General features: G+C 65.7%; 14 protein-coding genes. 10 read left to right on the top strand and 4 right to left on the bottom strand.

The annotated features are described in order from the left end of the window. The 3 genes from ACT4OC_RS29705 to ACT4OC_RS29695 all read right to left on the bottom strand — a co-directional run. Positions 1 to 496, bottom strand: a 496-nt coding sequence (locus ACT4OC_RS29705; RefSeq protein WP_444842629.1) for a polysaccharide biosynthesis/export family protein, incomplete at its 3' end; no start/stop codon positions are given. Positions 497 to 633: 137 nt separating this feature from the next. Continuing rightward, positions 634 to 1,293, bottom strand: a complete 660-nt coding sequence (gene msrA / locus ACT4OC_RS29700) for a peptide-methionine (S)-S-oxide reductase MsrA (protein WP_444842628.1) — start codon at positions 1,291 to 1,293, stop codon at positions 634 to 636. A gap of 116 nt (positions 1,294 to 1,409) precedes the next feature. Further along, positions 1,410 to 1,727, bottom strand: coding sequence for a hypothetical protein (locus ACT4OC_RS29695; protein ID WP_444842627.1), 318 nt, complete (start codon positions 1,725 to 1,727; stop codon positions 1,410 to 1,412). Between the two features lie 365 nt (positions 1,728 to 2,092). On the opposite strand from ACT4OC_RS29695, the gene rpsT reads away from it, so the two are divergent. The 10 genes from rpsT to ACT4OC_RS29645 all read left to right on the top strand — a co-directional run bounded on the left by rpsT (position 2,093) and on the right by ACT4OC_RS29645 (position 15,384). Beyond that, positions 2,093 to 2,359: a 30S ribosomal protein S20 gene (gene rpsT / locus ACT4OC_RS29690; RefSeq protein WP_444842626.1), complete on the top strand. Its 267-nt coding sequence runs from the start codon at positions 2,093 to 2,095 to the stop codon at positions 2,357 to 2,359. Positions 2,360 to 3,558: 1,199 nt separating this feature from the next. Further along, entirely contained in the window at positions 3,559 to 4,989 is a 1,431-nt protein-coding gene (dnaA, locus tag ACT4OC_RS29685; protein WP_444842625.1) for a chromosomal replication initiator protein DnaA, read from the top strand. Between the two features lie 229 nt (positions 4,990 to 5,218). Then, on the top strand, positions 5,219 to 6,337 hold the full coding sequence (gene dnaN / locus ACT4OC_RS29680) for a DNA polymerase III subunit beta (protein ID WP_444842624.1): 1,119 nt from the start codon (positions 5,219 to 5,221) through the stop codon (positions 6,335 to 6,337). Positions 6,338 to 6,381: 44 nt separating this feature from the next. Further along, positions 6,382 to 6,669 carry a GIY-YIG nuclease family protein gene (locus ACT4OC_RS29675; RefSeq protein ID WP_444842623.1) on the top strand — a complete coding sequence of 96 codons (288 nt, stop codon included), beginning with the start codon at positions 6,382 to 6,384 and terminating at the stop codon, positions 6,667 to 6,669. A gap of 44 nt (positions 6,670 to 6,713) precedes the next feature. Beyond that, entirely contained in the window at positions 6,714 to 7,853 is a 1,140-nt protein-coding gene (gene recF, locus ACT4OC_RS29670) for a DNA replication/repair protein RecF (RefSeq protein WP_444842622.1), read from the top strand. Positions 7,854 to 8,146: 293 nt separating this feature from the next. Further along, the gene (gene gyrB, locus ACT4OC_RS29665) at positions 8,147 to 10,588 is read left to right on the top strand and encodes a DNA topoisomerase (ATP-hydrolyzing) subunit B (RefSeq protein WP_444842621.1); all 2,442 of its coding nucleotides are present in this window, start codon (positions 8,147 to 8,149) and stop codon (positions 10,586 to 10,588) included. A gap of 15 nt (positions 10,589 to 10,603) precedes the next feature. Next, positions 10,604 to 11,902 (top strand): UDP-N-acetylglucosamine 1-carboxyvinyltransferase, encoded by a 1,299-nt coding sequence (gene murA, locus ACT4OC_RS29660; RefSeq protein WP_444842620.1) that lies wholly within the window; start codon positions 10,604 to 10,606, stop codon positions 11,900 to 11,902. 62 nt (positions 11,903 to 11,964) lie between these two features. Continuing rightward, a complete protein-coding gene (locus ACT4OC_RS29655) occupies positions 11,965 to 13,356 on the top strand; it encodes an MATE family efflux transporter (RefSeq protein ID WP_444842619.1) in 1,392 nt (463 codons plus the stop codon). Continuing rightward, entirely contained in the window at positions 13,353 to 13,823 is a 471-nt protein-coding gene (locus ACT4OC_RS29650; RefSeq protein WP_444842618.1) for a DUF2867 domain-containing protein, read from the top strand. The genes ACT4OC_RS29655 and ACT4OC_RS29650 overlap by 4 nt, the downstream gene beginning before the upstream one ends. A 190-nt stretch (positions 13,824 to 14,013) precedes the next feature. Continuing rightward, positions 14,014 to 15,384, top strand: a complete 1,371-nt coding sequence (locus ACT4OC_RS29645; RefSeq protein ID WP_444842617.1) for an MmgE/PrpD family protein — start codon at positions 14,014 to 14,016, stop codon at positions 15,382 to 15,384. Between the two features lie 11 nt (positions 15,385 to 15,395). On the opposite strand, the gene ACT4OC_RS29640 is transcribed toward ACT4OC_RS29645, so the two are convergent. Beyond that, a partial coding sequence (locus ACT4OC_RS29640) for a serine hydrolase domain-containing protein (RefSeq protein ID WP_444842616.1) occupies positions 15,396 to 16,243 on the bottom strand: 848 nt, incomplete at its 5' end.

Genomic DNA, 16,243 nt, shown 5'->3' with positions numbered 1-16,243 from the left:
TTTCGGCGGTCATGTTGGGCACGTAAGGATACTGGCCTGGCGCCTGCACCTCACCGAGGATGAAGAACGGGCGGTAGGACTCGATTTCGACCGCGACGGAGGGCTCGCGGATGAAGCCGTTGCGCAGTCGCGCGGAGATGTCGCCGGCGAGGCCCTGCGGCGTGCGGCCGCGCGCGGGCACCGCGCCGATCAGGGGCATGGTGATGCTGCCGCCGGCACTGATCGCATAGGTGTTGGTGAGGCCCTCCTGGCCGTAGACCACGACGCGCAGCCTGTCGCCGGCATCGAGGTGATAGGGCATGTCGTAGGGCGCGGGCACCGCGGCCGCATAGGCGACCGGAACGGGCGCAGGTCCCGCATAGGCGATGGCATCGAGGCTGGATTGCGGGGCCACGGCCACGGGCGCGGTTCTGCGCATGCAGCCCGACAGCGCAAGCGCGGTCATGGCGGCGATGATCGGCAGACGAAACGCGCGCACAACCCGCACCGGAGCCATCCCTCAAAGCCAGACAGCCCTAGTCTTGCACCCGTTATGGTTAACAAATGGTTTTTGAGCGATGGCTCCCTCTCCCCGCATTCCGCCTTCGCCAAGGCTGCGGCGCGACAAGCGCGGGGAGAGGCGAAGATCAAGCGTTACGCCGCGTTGACGCCGACGCCGATCGGGCACGACACGCCGGTGCCGCCGAGCCCGCAATAACCCGCCGGATTCTTGGCGAGATATTGCTGATGATAGTCCTCGGCGAAATAGAACGGACCGGCCTGCGCAATCTCGGTCGTGATGGCGCCGAGGCCCTTGGCCGAGAGCGCCTTCTGATACATCGCCTTCGAGGCGTCGGCGGCCTGCTTCTGCGCTGCGCTGAAGGTGTAGATCGCCGAGCGATATTGCGTGCCGACGTCGTTGCCCTGGCGCATGCCCTGCGTCGGGTTGTGATTTTCCCAGAAGGTCTTCAGCAGTTTCTCGTAAGAGACCTGCTTCGGATCGAACACGACCAGCACCACCTCGGTGTGGCCGGTGCGGCCCGAGCAGACCTCTTCATAGGTCGGGTTCGGGGTGTGGCCGCCGGCATAGCCGACGGCGGTCGTGAAGATGCCCTCGCCGAGCTCCCAGAATTTTCGCTCCGCGCCCCAGAAGCAGCCCAGCGCGAACACCGCCTGCTCGAGACCTTCGGGATAAGGCGGCAGGATCGCACGCCCGTTGACGAAATGGCGCGTGGCGGTCGGGATCGGCGTGGCGCGGCCTGGCAACGCCTCGCTCGCGCTCGGCAGCGCGGTGGTCTTTCGCATGAAGAACATGGACTACCTCCAGGCGGGGACTTTTGGCCGAGGCGCGAACGGCCAGGGCCGCGTGACATCTATATATGTCGTTACGCGAGCCTTGGCAGTCCCGTTACGGCAAAGGCGCGGATGGATCAGTCCCGGGAATAGCCGATCAGGGGTTTGCGCGGCCGGAACAGGATCATCAGCACGATGCCGAGAACGCCCATGACGGCAAAGACCGGCTGGTCCAGCACCACCTTGACCACGCTGTTCCAGAGCCAGGGCACGTTGGCCTCGACCCAGGTCCGGAAGGCCTGCTGGCTGGACTGGTGGATGTCGTTCCAGAACTGGCCGAACCGGGTGAAACGCAGGGTCTGGTCGGCGACCCAGCGGGCACCGTCATAGACCACGAATATGAATCCGCCGGCCAGCAGCAACAGCCCGATCAGTCGGAAGAAACCGCGGATCATGCATCACCTTCGATATTGCAGGCCCTGAAATGGCGTCAGCCAATACCGGGGCGACATGAGAAATTCAACCACTTCAGCACCTTATCCGGCGGTCCCGGAGGCCTTCCCGGCGGCCTGGGCGCCCCGGAAAGCGTTGACGGTTGCCGGTACGCCCTCTATAAGACCGGCCAATGGCGGCGGGCGCAATCCCGCCGCCGCTGTTCTTTGAGCGGCGCTGCGCCCCGTGAGCAAAGTCTGCTCCGGCCTTCGCATTCTCCAGAGAACACCGGAACACATATCAGCGTCGATTGCGAGATTGGAGCGCCGGGGCGAGAGCCAAAGCCCGGCCAGCCGTGATCGGTGCCCGTCGAAGGATATTTGAAGAGATGGCCAATACGACTTCCGCCAAGAAGGCGACCCGCAAGATTGCCCGCCGCACCGTCGTCAACAAGGCGCGCCGGACCAAGCTACGCACCGCGGTGCGCACCGTCGAGGAAGCGATCAAGAGCGGCGACCGCAATGCGGCGGCCACGGCGATGAAGCGCGCCGAGCCGGAGCTGATGAAGGCGGCCCAGCACAACATCATTCACCGCAACAACGCGAACCGCAAGGTCTCGCGCCTGACGCATCAGATCGCGAAGCTCGGCAAGTGAGCCGGACCGAGAACTGATAAAAAGAGAAATTCGTCAAAGGCCCGGTTCGCCGGGCCTTTCTTTTTTATGGCACGCGTTTCCGCACTCGCGATTGCTGATCGAAGCTTCGCGTGTCATAGTCTGATCCTAAGATGTTTTTTGCGGTCAACCGTAGTTCCACGGGAACACGGTGATCTATTGCGCACGTGCGAGAAAGCCGCGCGCCACAGGGCTAACTTGCAACAGCGACCGGCGACGCCGCGCGGGTTACCCGAAAATTCAATCGCGAAAAACTTCGTTTCGCTAATCACTTATCCACATAGCGGTCGCACTCATTTTGAAAACCGCCTTGCGAAGCAGCGAACGTGAAAATTTTGCGAAAATTTTTGCGCGCGCTGCCTGAATTGTCACACGCAGGAATCTGCACGACGATTCAACGGATTGGTTTCGAGCCCGACGCGTGCAGCGTTGCAACAGTCGGCAAGAGTCACCGGCTCCGTGAGATTCCGTGATTGTCAGAACTGCACCATGGTGTAGTTATTAAATCGCTCGCGGCGTTCAGCGGTTCTTCCAGGCCAGCGCGGTTTGAGAACCTTGAGCGGACGCGCAGATCGGCGGCGGTGTGCGCGTAGCGACGCTTTCCAAGCGAAGCTGGGTTCGTAAACTCATAGCAATATGAGAACGGCTGTCCTGTGTCCAAAATTTTCCCGAGCGCAACTTGCGCTTGGTACGAGGGAAAGGACGCACCGGACCAAAGCAGCGGCGAGGAACGCGAAGCCCAGGCAGGTTGACAACGGACTGAGGTACGCGGCGTAGCGGCGCCGGACATCACGATGTTCGGCTGCGGCGGACTGAAGTTGAATCACTGGCGACATGACGACTCGCCGCGATCTGTCGCGGCGGGAGGGGGAGGTAGCATGCTTTACGGAATCTGCGCGGCATTGAACCAAACGCATTTCTCCAACCGACCCGTACTTGCCGACCTCGGTCCTTGCTCTGCCCAGTGCCATACGCCTGCTCCGGAAAGACCGTCGAGTACGCGCTGACCTCTCGAGGCGACTCTTTCTTTCAGTGGATGATTTGAGCTCGGCGGCATTTTCGCCGCACGGCCGATCTATGCCCGAGAGAAGTCGTTTTCCGATCGAGGTCGCGCCGTGCGGCATCAAACATGCACGGCGATTTCACACCACGGTATTCCTCTTTGAGAAAAGTTTTCGACAATGACAAACATGGAACAGGATCGCTGGTCGCGGGTGAAGGGCAGGTTGCGGTCGAGTGTCGGCGAGGACGTCTACACCAGCTGGTTTGCGCGGATGGATCTCGAAGGTGTGCAGGACGAGAGCGTACATCTGTCGGTGCCGACGCGGTTCTTGAAGAGCTGGATCCAGGCCCATTACGCCGAGCGGGTGCTGTCGGCCTGGCAGGCCGAGATGCCGGAGGTTCATCGCATCGACCTCACGGTGCGCTCGGCGATGCGCGCGGCGACGCCCACCAAGGAGGCAATCGCGCCGGTTGAGGCACGCCGTGCCGAGCGGAGCGAGGCGCGTCCGATGCAGGAACTGCGCGCGGTCGCAACCGCGCCGGTGTCCGCCAGCCATGACGCGCTCGGCGGCTCGCCGCTCGATCCGCGCCTGACCTTTGCAAGTTTCGTGGTCGGCCGCTCCAACACGCTGGCGCACGCCGCCGCGCGCCAGGTCGCCGAAGGGCGCCGCGGCGATGCCGTGATGTTCAACCCGCTCTACATCCATGCCGGCGTCGGCCTCGGCAAGACGCATCTGCTGCAGGCAGTGACCTGGGCCGGCAATGCCGCCGGCGAGCGCAAGGTGCTGTACCTGACTGCCGAGAAATTCATGTATGGCTTCGTCGCCGCGCTGAAGACGCAGACGGCGCTGGCCTTCAAGGAAGCGCTGCGCGGCATCGACGTGCTCGTGATCGACGACCTGCAGTTCCTGCAGGGCAAGTCGACGCAGGCCGAGTTCTGCCACACCCTGAACGCGCTGATCGATGCCGGTCGCCAGGTGGTGATCGCCGCCGACCGCCCGCCGTCCGATCTCGAGAGCCTCGACGACCGCGTGCGCTCGCGCCTTGCCGGCGGCCTCGTGGTGGAGATGGGCTCGCTCGGCGAGGAACTGCGGCTCGGCATTCTGAGGTCGCGCGTCGCAGCGGCCCGCGCCCATCACGCAAGCTTCGACGTGCCCGACCAGGTGCTGGATTATCTGGCGCGCACCATCACCCATAACGGCCGCGACCTCGAAGGCGCCATCAACCGCCTGCTGGCGCATTCCAAGCTCAACAACCAGCCGGTGACGCTTGACATGGCCGAGCGCGAGGTGCGCGACCTGATCCGGCCGCAGGAACCCAAGCGCATCAAGATCGAGGACATTCAGCGCGTGGTGGCGCGGCAATACAATGTCAGCCGCTCCGACCTGCTCTCCTCGCGGCGCACCGCCAATGTAGTCCGCCCCCGTCAGGTCGCGATGTACCTTGCGAAAACGCTGACGCTGCGCTCGCTGCCCGAGATCGGCCGGCGCTTCGGTGGCAGGGACCACACCACCGTGTTGCACGCCGTGCGCAAGATCGAGGCACTGGTCGCCAGGGATACGGCGCTGTCCGACGAGGTCGAATCGCTGAAGCGCCAGCTGCAGGAATAAGCCCGCTCCGGGCCCTCCCCGGCGATGGCCGGGGACGGGCGCAAATCCGCTGTAAAACGCGGAAATTTGCTCGCCTTTCCCTTGAACTTGCGGCCCTTCCGCGCCACCTTGCGGTCCCCCCGGAGGTTTGGTCAAATTCGCAATTGACCGGCTTTTCGGGTTTCCAAACGCCGCGGCGCGCCTGCCGGCCGCCCGGCTTTTCCATCTCAGGGATCGGGCGGATATTGCTATGAAGGTTACCGTCGAGCGTGCGCAGCTCCTGAAATCGCTGGGCCACGTGCATCGCGTGGTCGAACGCCGCAACACCATTCCGATCCTCGGCAACGTACTGGTGCGCGCCGAAAGCTCGAAGCTTTCACTGAAGGCGACCGATCTCGACCTCGAGGTGACGGAGACGCTGGCGGCGGAAAGTGGAACCGGCGGCTCCACCACCGTGCCGGCGCACATGTTCTACGATATCGTGCGCAAGCTGCCCGACGGCTCCCAGATCGTGCTGGAAGGCGACGGCGACCGCTCGGTGATGGCGATCCGCGCCGGCCGCTCGCGCTTCACGCTGCAGACGCTGCCGGAGAGCGACTTCCCGGATCTGGCGGCCAGCGACATGACGCATTCGTTCACGCTGCCCGCCGCCGACCTCAAGCGGCTGATCGACCGCTCGCAGTTTGCGATCTCGACCGAGGAGACGCGCTACTACCTCAACGGCATCTATCTGCACACCGCAGGGAGCGCCAAGGCGCCGACGCTGCGCGGGGTCGCCACCGACGGCCATCGCCTGGCGCAGATCGATCTGGCGCTGCCCAAGGGCGCTTCCGGCATGCCCGGCGTGATCGTGCCGCGCAAGACCGTCGGCGAGGTGCAGCGCCTGATCGAGGACACCGAGGCCGAAATCGGCATCGAGCTTTCGCAGGGCAAGATCCGCTTCACCATCGGCAACGTGGTGCTGACCTCGAAGCTGATCGACGGCACCTTCCCCGACTACGGCCGCGTCATTCCGCAGAACAACGACAAGGAGCTCGTGGTCGACAAGAAGGATTTCGAGGCCGCCGTCGACCGCGTCTCCACCATTTCCAGCGAGCGCGGCCGCGCGGTGAAGCTGGCGCTGTCCGCCGGCAAGCTGGTGCTGTCGGTAACCAATCCGGATTCCGGGTCCGCCACCGAAGAGCTCGAAGTCGAATACGCCTCCGACCCGCTCGATATCGGCTTCAACTCGCGCTACCTGCTCGATATCGCGGCCCAGATCGAGGGCGAGGTCGCAGTGCTGAAGCTCGCCGATCCCGGCTCGCCGACGCTGGTGCAGGACCGCGACAACAAGGGCGCACTCTACGTGCTGATGCCGATGCGGGTGTAGGGACTTGTCATTGCCGGGCTTGACCCGGCAATCCATCAAAACAAATGACCTATTGGGTCTACATACTGGCTAGCAAACCGGGCGGAACGCTGTACGTCGGCGTCACAAACAATTTGGTGCGGCGCGTCTATGAGCATCGAGAGGGCTTGGCGGAGAGCTTCACCAAGCGATACGGCGTCAAGAAATTGGTTTACTTCGAAGCGCATGACACCATCGCTGCAGCCCTTCAACGCGAAAAGAACATCAAACACTGGTCTCGTGAGTGGAAGATCGATTTGATCGTTGCGAACAACCCTGACTGGCGAGACCTATATGATGAAATTGTCCGCTGACGCGGACGATGGATTGCCGGGTCAAGCCCGGCAATGACGAGATAATGACCCCCTCCCGCATCCGCCGCCTGTCGCTGACGCATTTCCGCAATTATCGCGCGGCGAGCGTTTCCGCGCGCGGCGACGTGGTGGCGCTGGTCGGGCCGAACGGCGCGGGGAAAACCAATTGCCTGGAGGCGATCTCGTTCCTCTCGCCCGGACGGGGCCTCCGCCGCGCCACGCTGGAGGATGTCGCCGACAACCAGGGCGACGGCTCCTGGGCGGTCTCCGCCGAGGTCGAGGGCGCGCTCGGGCTTGCCACCCTCGGCACCGGCATCGACGCGCCGCAGGGCGAGGCCAGTAGCACCACGCGCCGCTGCCGCATCGACCGCGAGCCGGTCGGCTCGGCCACCGCCTTCGGCGATCACTTGCGCATGGTGTGGCTGACGCCGGCGATGGACGGGCTGTTCATGGGCGCCGCTTCCGAGCGGCGGCGCTTCTTCGATCGCCTGGTGCTCGCCATCGACAGTGAGCATTCCAGCCGCGTCTCCGCGCTGGAGCGCAGCTTGCGCTCGCGCAATCGCCTGCTCGAAGTACGCAACTACGACGACCACTGGTGCGACGCCATCGAGCGCGAAACCGCCGAGCTCGCCGTGGCGGTCGCCGCCACCCGCAGCCAGACGCTGGCCAAGCTTGCCGAAATGCTGCGCAGCCGCGGCGCCGGCTCGCCGTTCCCGTCCGCCGAGATTGCGCTCGACGGCTGGATGGAAAACGCGCTGGTCGCCGAGCCCGCCACGTCCGTGGAGGACCGCTACCGCGAGACCCTGCGCGGCAGCCGCGCGCGCGATGCGGCCGCCGGGCGCACGCTGGACGGCCCGCATCTCACCGACCTGCAGGTCGTCTACGCCCCGAAGAAGATGCCGGCGCGCGAGGCCTCGACCGGCGAGCAGAAGGCGCTGCTGATCGGTCTCGTGCTGGCACACGCCAGCCTCGTCGCCGAGATGACCGGCATCGTGCCTCTCCTGCTGCTCGACGAAGTGGTGGCGCATCTCGACCCCAACCGGCGTCGAGCGCTGTTCGACGAGCTCGCAAAGCTCGGCGCGCAGGTCTGGATGACCGGCGCCGATCCCGCCGCCTTCGCCGAGATCGCCGCGTCGGGCGAGATTTTCGAAGTCGAGGCCGGACAGATTGCGCGAGGCGGCTAACGATTTCCGATTAACGGCACGCGCGGCCGGACCGCTCACGCGGCCCGCAAGCGCGGATCCCGGACTTGCGAAATCGACCGTTTCGCAGGCGGAACCGGCCGGCGAATCGCGCTTTCTTGAGCTCCCGGAATCGGCCTTTCGCGGGCTTGAAACAGGGGCAAAAAAGCCTATCTGTTCAATGCTTTATTCACCCAGACTTTGCGCTAGGCGCAACGCCTCTTTCGTGGCACAAATGGCATGACTCAGCGCCTCGTCTTGCGCGGCTGATTCGAAACATCCTCTCAAGGCCTCACATGACAGAACCTGCCCGGCAACCCGTCGCCGACACCGAGCATTCCATTCCCGTCGAATATGGCGCGGAGTCGATCCGGGTGCTGAAGGGCCTCGATGCCGTTCGCAAGCGGCCGGGCATGTATATCGGCGACACCGACGATGGTTCCGGCCTGCACCACATGGTCTACGAAGTGGTCGACAACGCCATCGACGAGGCGCTGGCCGGCCACGCCACCGCGGTCGAGGTCGTCCTCAACGCGGACGGTTCGGTGACGGTGCGCGACGACGGCCGCGGCATTCCCGTCGACATTCACAAGGGCGAAGGCGTCTCGGCGGCCGAGGTCATCATGACCCAGCTGCATGCCGGCGGCAAATTCGACCAGAATTCCTACAAGGTTTCCGGCGGCCTGCACGGCGTCGGCGTCTCCGTCGTCAACGCATTGTCGAGCAAGCTGCAGCTGCGCGTCTGGCGCGACGGCAAGGAGCATTTCATCGAGTTCGCCCATGGCGAGACGGTGGCGCCGCTCAAGGTGGTCGGCGAGGCCAACGGCAAGCGCGGCACCGAGGTGACCTTCCTCGCCTCAAAGCAGACGTTCTCCAGCGTCGAATACGATTTCGCCACGCTCGAGCATCGCCTGCGCGAGCTCGCCTTCCTCAATTCCGGCGTCAACATCGTGCTGTCGGACCAGCGCCACGCGGTCGAGAAGCGCGAGACGATGCGTTACGACGGCGGCGTCGAGGAATTCGTGAAATATCTCGACCGCAACAAGAAGGCGATCGTGCCGGCGCCGATCATGGTGCGCACCGAGATGAACGGCATCGGCGTGGAAGCCGCGCTGTGGTGGAACGACAGCTACCACGAGAACGTGCTGTGCTTCACCAACAACATCCCGCAGCGCGACGGCGGCACCCATCTGGCCGGCTTCCGCGGCGCGCTGACCCGCCAGGTCACCAGCTATGCCGACGCCAACGCCAAGCGCGACAAGGTGGCGCTGACCGGCGACGACTGCCGCGAGGGCCTGACCGCCGTGCTGTCGGTGAAGGTGCCGGATCCCAAGTTTTCGTCGCAGACCAAGGACAAGCTGGTGTCCTCGGAAGTGCGCCCCGTGGTCGAGAACGTCATCAACGAGGCGCTCGCCGCATGGTTCGAGGAGCACCCGGCCGAAGCCAGGACGATCGTCGGCAAGGTGGTGGAAGCCGCCGCCGCCCGCGAAGCCGCCCGCAAGGCGCGCGAGCTGACCCGGCGCAAGGGCGCGCTCGACGTCGCCTCGCTGCCCGGCAAGCTCGCCGACTGCCAGGAAAAGGATCCCGCCAAGTCGGAGCTGTTCATCGTCGAGGGCGACTCGGCCGGCGGCAGCGCCAAGCAGGGCCGCAACCGCGAATTCCAGGCCGTGCTGCCGCTGCGCGGCAAGATCCTCAATGTCGAGCGCGCGCGCTTCGACAAGATGCTGAGCTCCGAGCAGATCGGCACCCTGATCACCGCGCTCGGCACCGGTATCGGCCGCGAGGACTTCGACCTGTCGAAGCTGCGCTACCACAAGATCATCCTGATGACCGACGCCGACGTCGACGGCGCGCATATCCGCACGCTGCTGCTGACGTTCTTCTTCCGGCAGATGCCTACGCTGATCGAGGGCGGCTACCTCTACATCGCGCAGCCGCCGCTCTACAAGGTGACGCGCGGCAAGTCCGAGCAGTACCTGAAGGACGAGCGCGCGCTGGAGGACTATCTGATCGAGACCGGCCTCGACGATTGCGTGCTCAAGCTCGCCTCCGGCGAGGAGCGCAGCGGCCGCGACCTGCGCACGCTGGTGGAAGATGCCCGCGTGATCCGCAACGTGCTGCGCAGCCTGCACAGCCGCTATAATCGCAAGGTGGTCGAGCAGGCTGCCATTGCCGGCGTGCTCTCGCCGAGGATCACGGGCGACGTCGCCACCGCCAATGCCGCCGCCGATTACATCGCCAAGCGCCTCGACGCCCTGGCCGATGAAGTCGAACGCGGCTGGACAGGACGCTTCAGCGAAGGCGAGGGATTCTTCTTCGAGCGCACCGTGCGCGGCGTCAAGGACGTCGCCATCATCGACGATGCCCTGCTCGGCTCGGCCGACGCGCGCAAGCTGGACGAATATGCCGCCGAGCTTCAGGCGACCTATCCGAGGCCCGGCCTGCTTCGCCGCAAGGACAGCGAGACCGCCATCCACGGCCCGATCGGCCTGTTCGAGGCGGTGACCGAAAGCGGCCGCAAGGGCGTCGCGCTGCAGCGTTACAAAGGCCTCGGCGAGATGAACCCGGGCCAGCTGTGGGAGACCACGCTGGACAGCGAAGCACGCTCGCTGCTCCAGGTGAAGGTCAAGGAGGTCGACGAGGCCGACGACATCTTCACCAAGCTGATGGGCGACGTGGTTGAACCGCGCCGCGAATTCATTCAGGATAATTCGCTGAGCGCCAATGTCGATGTGTAGAGTGTAGGAACAGCCGTGCCGCCCATCCAGTATATTGTCGAGGGCGGCCAGCGCCTTTCCGGCACGATCGAGCCGTCCGGCAACAAGAACTCGGCGCTGCCGATCATCGCGGCCGCCCTGCTCACCGAGCATCCCGTCACGCTGGATAACGTGCCGCGCATCCGCGACACCGAGACGCTGGTCGAGCTGGTGCGCTCGGTCGGCGCCTCCGCCGAATGGAAGGCGCGCAACACGCTTCTCATCCACGCCAGGGAAATCCGCGCCGCCGATCTCGACCCCGAGCTGTGCGCGCGCATCCGCGCCTCGATCCTGCTGGCAGGGCCGCTGCTCGCCCGCTGTGGCGAGGTGGCGCTGCCGCCGCCCGGCGGCGACGTGATCGGCCGCCGGCGGCTGGATACGCATTTCCTCGCCTTCGAGCAGCTCGGCGCGACCGTGACCGCCACCCATCGCCTGGAATTCCGTGCCTCGCGGCTGAAGGGCGCCGACGTCTTCCTCGACGAGCCCAGCGTAACCGCGACCGAGAATGCGCTGGTCGCCGCCGTCGCCGCGCGCGGCACCACGTACTTGCGCAACGCCGCCTCCGAGCCGCATGTGCAGGACCTCGCGCACTTCCTGGTCAAGCTCGGCGCGAAGATCGAGGGCATCGGCACCAATACCATGGTGATCGAGGGCGGCACCGCGCTCGGCTCGGCGCAGCACACCATCGGCCCCGACCATATCGAGGTCGGCTCGCTGATCGGGCTCGCCGCCGTGACCCGCTCGCCGCTGCGCATCGCGAACGCCGGCGTCGAGCATCTGCGCTCGATCCGCATGGGCTTCGAGCGGCTCGGCATCGTCTGCGGCGTCGAGGGTAACGACCTCGTGGTGCCATCCAACCAGTCCATGAAGATCCACGACGATTTCGGCGGCCACGTGCCGAAGCTGGAAGACCAGCCCTGGCCGGCCTTCCCGGCCGACCTGATGTCGATCGCCATCGTCACCGCCACGCAATGCGACGGCGTCATCCTGATGTTCGAGAAGATGTTCGAATCCCGGATGTTCTTCGTCGACAAGCTGATCGCCATGGGCGGCCGCATCGTGCTGTGCGACCCGCATCGCGCCATCGTCGCCGGGCCCAGCCGGCTGCGCGGCTCGGTGATGACCTCGCCCGACATCCGCGCCGGCATGGCCATGCTGCTCGCCGCCGTCTGCGCCGAGGGAACCTCCACCATCAACAACGCCGACCAGATCGAGCGCGGCTATGAGCGCATCGAGGACCGCCTCAACGGGCTCGGCGCCAAAATTACCCGCCTGCCGGAACGGGCACTCGGATAAGTCTCTTTGTTTCCGGCCTCGCGGCCACTATTTCGACCAGCGCAACTGCCAGTTTTTGTTCCATGACTTCTCTCGACAAGATCGAGCGCGCGCCGATTGCGGCAGCGGCGGAGAACCATCTGACTGCCGAGCTGACGGAGACGATCCGTCTCTCGGCGCCGATGGCGCTGACGCAGCTCGGCCAGATCGCGATGATGACGACCGACCTCGCCTTCATCGGCCGGCTCGGCGACGAGGCCGTGGCTGCGGCGGCGCTCGGGCACACCGTGTTCTTCATCGCCTTCACCTTCGGGCTCGGCCTCGTCGCGGCGGTCGCGCCGCTTGCCGCGCAGGCCTTCGGCGCCCGCGACCCGCGCCAGGTGCGGCGCGCGGTGCGCACCGGTCTGTGGGCGGCGCTGCTGGTATCGATCCCGACCATGATCCTGCCGCTGCGCGGCGAGCAGATCCTGCTCTCGCTCGGCCAGGCGCCGGAGGCCGCGCGGCTCGGCCAGCAATATCTTTTCGGCTTGGTCTGGGGCCTCGTGCCCGCACTGTGGTTCATCGCCATCCGGAGCTTCATGGGCGCGGTCAACCGGCCGGAGCCGGTGCTATGGATCACGCTCGCCGCCGTGCCGGCCAATGCGCTGCTGGTCTACCTCCTGCTCTACGGCAACTGGGGATTTCCAAAGCTCGGCCTGTTCGGCGCAGGGCTTGCGACCACCATCGTCAACATCGGCACGTTCGTCGCAGGGCTCTGCTTCGTGATGTGGCGGCGGCCGTTCCGCAAATATCACGTCATGGCGCGGCTCTGGCGCATCGACTGGCCGTTGCTGCGGCTGCTTATCGCGATCGGCGCGCCGATCTCGCTGTCGATGCTGATGGAATACGGCCTGTTCTCCGCGGCCGCGCTGCTGATGGGCCTGATCGGCACGGCGGCGCTCGCCGCGCACCAGGTGGCGCTGCAGGTCACCGCGATCCTGTTCATGGTGCCGCTCGGCATCGGCATGGCGGCCACCGTCAGGGTCGGGCACGCCGTCGGCCGCCGCGATGGCGATGCCGTGCGGCGCGCCGGCTACGTCGCGCTGTGGCTCGGCATCGCGCTTGCGGTGGTGCTCACCATCCTCGTGATGCTCTGGCGCTTTGGCATCGCCGGGCTGTTCTTCGGCAGCGCGATCACCCATGGCGCAATCGAGCTCACGGCGGCCTTGCTGCTGGTCGGCACCACCTATTTCATCACCGACGCGATCCAGACCATCGTGGCGGGCGCACTGCGCGGCCTCAACGATACCCGAATCCCTCTCGTTCTGGCCGCGATCAGCTATTGGGGCATCGGGTTCACGTTGGCATGCGCGCTCGGACTCAAGACCGGCCTCGGTGCAGTCGGCGTTTGGATCGGCCTGTCCTGCGGCACCGCCGTGTATGCCGTAGCCTTGATCTTGCGCTTCCGGCGGCTCGCGAACCGGTTCGGCGCATGAAGGTCGAGGAGGTGGCGCCCGCAATCGATCCGGCTGCGCTGCTTGCCGGCGCGCAGTTCATGGACGCCTACCGCCTCGAACTCGAGAATGCCGCGCTCGATGCCCGCCAGGCCGCAGAACACATGATGGCCCGCGCGCCGCGCTGGGTCGACGCGCTGCTGGTGCTGCGCAACATCGTGGTGGCCCCGTTCGGATTGAAGACATCGGGCGTCGAGCGCACGCCGCGCGAGATTATCGGGATTTTTCCTGTCGTCAGCGAAACGCCCGAGCGCTTGGTTGCTGGCTTCAACGACAAGCATCTCGACTTCCGCGTCGTGGTCGACGTCGCAACCGCCGGCGCGCGCCAGAGCGTCACGGCGACCACGCTGGTGCTGACCCACAACTGGCTGGGTCGGACGTATCTGAAGATCATCATGCCGTTCCACCGGCTGGTAGTCCGCGCCATGCTGGCCCAGGTTGCCGCCTGACGCATAGTTGCGGGGGTCTGCCCCGCGGGAAGCGGTGTTGACGGCTGAAAACGTCGGCCGTACCAAATGTCCAAGAATACTTTCCCCGTCATTGCGAGCGAAGCGAAGCAATCCATCAGGCGCGTCGGGAAGGACTGGATTGCTTCGTCGCTTCGCTCCTCGCAATGACGGCGACACGAGAGGCAACGCCATGGCCAACGAAACCGCAACCCTCGCCGGCTATGTCGCCGAGCTGAAATTTGCCGACATCCCGCCGCAGGTGCTGGAGCGCGCCAAGGTGCTGACGCTCGACTTCCTCGGCAGCGCCATCCGCGCGCGCAGCGAAGCGGAATCGACGCCGTCGCTCCTGAAGATGCTGGAAGCGCTCAAGCTCGACGCGAGGGGCGAGTCCACCGTGTTCGGCGACAGCAAGACCTGGACGCCGGCGGTCGCCGCGCTGCTCAACGGCGCGCTCGGCCATTCCCTCGATTTCGACGACACCCATGCGGATTCCTCGCTGCATCCGAGCGCACCGGTGGTACCGGCGGCCTTTGCGGTAGGTGAAATGGTCGGCGCCTCCGGTCGCGACGTGCTGACCGCGATCGTCGCGGGCTATGAGGTGTGCTGCCGCCTCGGCAACGCGCTCGATCCCACCTCGCACTACGCACGCGGTTTTCACCCGACCGCCACCGCAGGAACCTATGGCTCCGCCGCGGCGGCGGCAAAGCTGTTCGGACTGTCGAAGCAGCAGATCGTCTCCGCCTTCGGCGTTGCCGGCAGCCAGGCCGCGGGCTCGCTGCAGTTCCTGGTCAACGGCGCCTGGAACAAGCGCTACCAGGTCGGCGCCGCCGCGATGAATGGCGTGATCGCGGCAACGCTCGCCCGCAACGAGTTCGTCGGCGCGACCGAGTCGGTCGAAGGCAAGCATGGCCTTTTGGTCGGCTACAGCGACGACGCGCATCCGGACAAGGCGACCGCCGGCCTCGGCAAGATCTACGAGACCATGAAGATCGGCGTGAAGCCGTATCCGAGCTGCCGCTACACCCATGCCGCGCTCGACGCGCTGATCGCCATGCGGCGCGAGCACAATCTGACGCCCGACCAGATCAGGCGCGTCGAGATCGGCCTGCACCGCAACGGCATCACGCTGACGGGCGACGCCGCCACCAAGCGGCATCCGACCTCGATCGTCGGCGGCCAGTTCTCGATGTTCTTCACCGGCGCGGTGGCGCTGGACCAGGGCTCGTTCGGCTGGGACGACTACGGCCGCCTCGGCGATAAAGCCGTCGACGCGCTCGCGGAAAAATTCGACGTGGTGCAGGACGACCGGCTGGAAGTCGGCCGCACCCACCCCTTCGGCGCGCGTGTCTCCATCACTACCGACGACGGCGTGCATGAGCGGGTCCATGCCGATCCTTCCGGAGAGCCCGCTACGTTCCCGGATGCGCAGGCGATGCAGCAGAAATTCCTGACGCTCGCCCGCCCCGTGCTGAACGGCCGTGCCGACCAGCTTGCGGATGCGGTCCTGTCGCTGGAGCGGTTCGACCGCGTCGAGAAGGCAACCCAGCTCGGCCGACAGTAGCCGCAGCTTTGTCAGTTGCCTGCCGCCAGTTTGGCGCGGGCGTTTGTTGCAACGATCACGTCGCTGATGAGCTGAAACACGCCATCGGCCGCCGGCGGCCAGTTCGGCGAACGGCCGAGCCGCACGATCACCAGTTTCTCCGACGGCACGATCACGACATATTGCCCGAGGGTACCCTTGGCGAAGAAGGCATCGCGCGGCATGCCGCGTTCGCTGCGGTAGGTCGCGCCGAAACTGTCGCCGAGATTGGTCCAGAAGCCGGCGCCCTGGCCGACCCAGGCGCCGGGCGTTGGCGTCGCCGAATACTTCACCCAGCCCTCGGGCAGGATGCGCCTGCCGCCGGCAACGCCGTCGTCGAGGTAGAGCTGGCCGAACCGCGCCCAGTCACGCGCGGAGGCGAGCAACTGGCTCGATCCTTCCGCATTGCCCGCTTCGTCGAACTCGAGCACGACATGGCGCATGCCGAGCGGGCCGAACAGCTCCTGTTGGGCAAAGCGCATCATGTCGGAAGCGCTGCCGCCGGCGGCCTGGCGGATCAGGTGCGCGAGGATGACGGTGTTGCCGTCGTGATAGTTCCAGGCGGCGCCCGGCGAGGTCTCGAGCGGCATGCTGACGGCATAGGCTGCCATGTCGCCTTCCATGAACTTCATGCGGTTGACCGGCTCGAGCGCGGAAAGCAATGAAGCCGAGAGCGAGCTGCCGAGCGCCAGACCTGCTGTGTGTCGCAAGAGATGATCGAGCGTGATCGCGCGCCTCGGATCGTCAGCACCCTGCCACGCCGCGATCGGCGCCGGCTCGTGCAGCTTCAGCACGCCCTTGCGCACCATGATTCCAGCGAGCGCCGACATCACCGACTTGG

The organism is Bradyrhizobium sp. (assembly GCF_052389815.1).
GTDB lineage: Bacteria > Pseudomonadota > Alphaproteobacteria > Rhizobiales > Xanthobacteraceae > Bradyrhizobium.
The sequence above is the reverse complement of the archived record's forward strand: the minus strand, read 5'-3'. Positions and strand labels throughout refer to the sequence as shown.

Bases quoted from the DNA above. Each gene is read 5' to 3' on its own strand.
- msrA (WP_444842628.1), bottom strand. From the start codon at position 1,293: ATGTTCTTCATGCGAAAGACCACCGCGCTGCCGAGCGCGAGCGAGGCG.
- ACT4OC_RS29695 (WP_444842627.1), bottom strand. From the start codon at position 1,727: ATGATCCGCGGTTTCTTCCGACTGATCGGGCTGTTGCTGCTGGCCGGC.
- rpsT (WP_444842626.1), top strand. From the start codon at position 2,093: ATGGCCAATACGACTTCCGCCAAGAAGGCGACCCGCAAGATTGCCCGC.
- dnaA (WP_444842625.1), top strand. From the start codon at position 3,559: ATGACAAACATGGAACAGGATCGCTGGTCGCGGGTGAAGGGCAGGTTG.
- dnaN (WP_444842624.1), top strand. From the start codon at position 5,219: ATGAAGGTTACCGTCGAGCGTGCGCAGCTCCTGAAATCGCTGGGCCAC.
- ACT4OC_RS29675 (WP_444842623.1), top strand. From the start codon at position 6,382: ATGACCTATTGGGTCTACATACTGGCTAGCAAACCGGGCGGAACGCTG.
- recF (WP_444842622.1), top strand. From the start codon at position 6,714: ATGACCCCCTCCCGCATCCGCCGCCTGTCGCTGACGCATTTCCGCAAT.
- gyrB (WP_444842621.1), top strand. From the start codon at position 8,147: ATGACAGAACCTGCCCGGCAACCCGTCGCCGACACCGAGCATTCCATT.
- ACT4OC_RS29655 (WP_444842619.1), top strand. From the start codon at position 11,965: ATGACTTCTCTCGACAAGATCGAGCGCGCGCCGATTGCGGCAGCGGCG.
- ACT4OC_RS29650 (WP_444842618.1), top strand. From the start codon at position 13,353: ATGAAGGTCGAGGAGGTGGCGCCCGCAATCGATCCGGCTGCGCTGCTT.
- ACT4OC_RS29645 (WP_444842617.1), top strand. From the start codon at position 14,014: ATGGCCAACGAAACCGCAACCCTCGCCGGCTATGTCGCCGAGCTGAAA.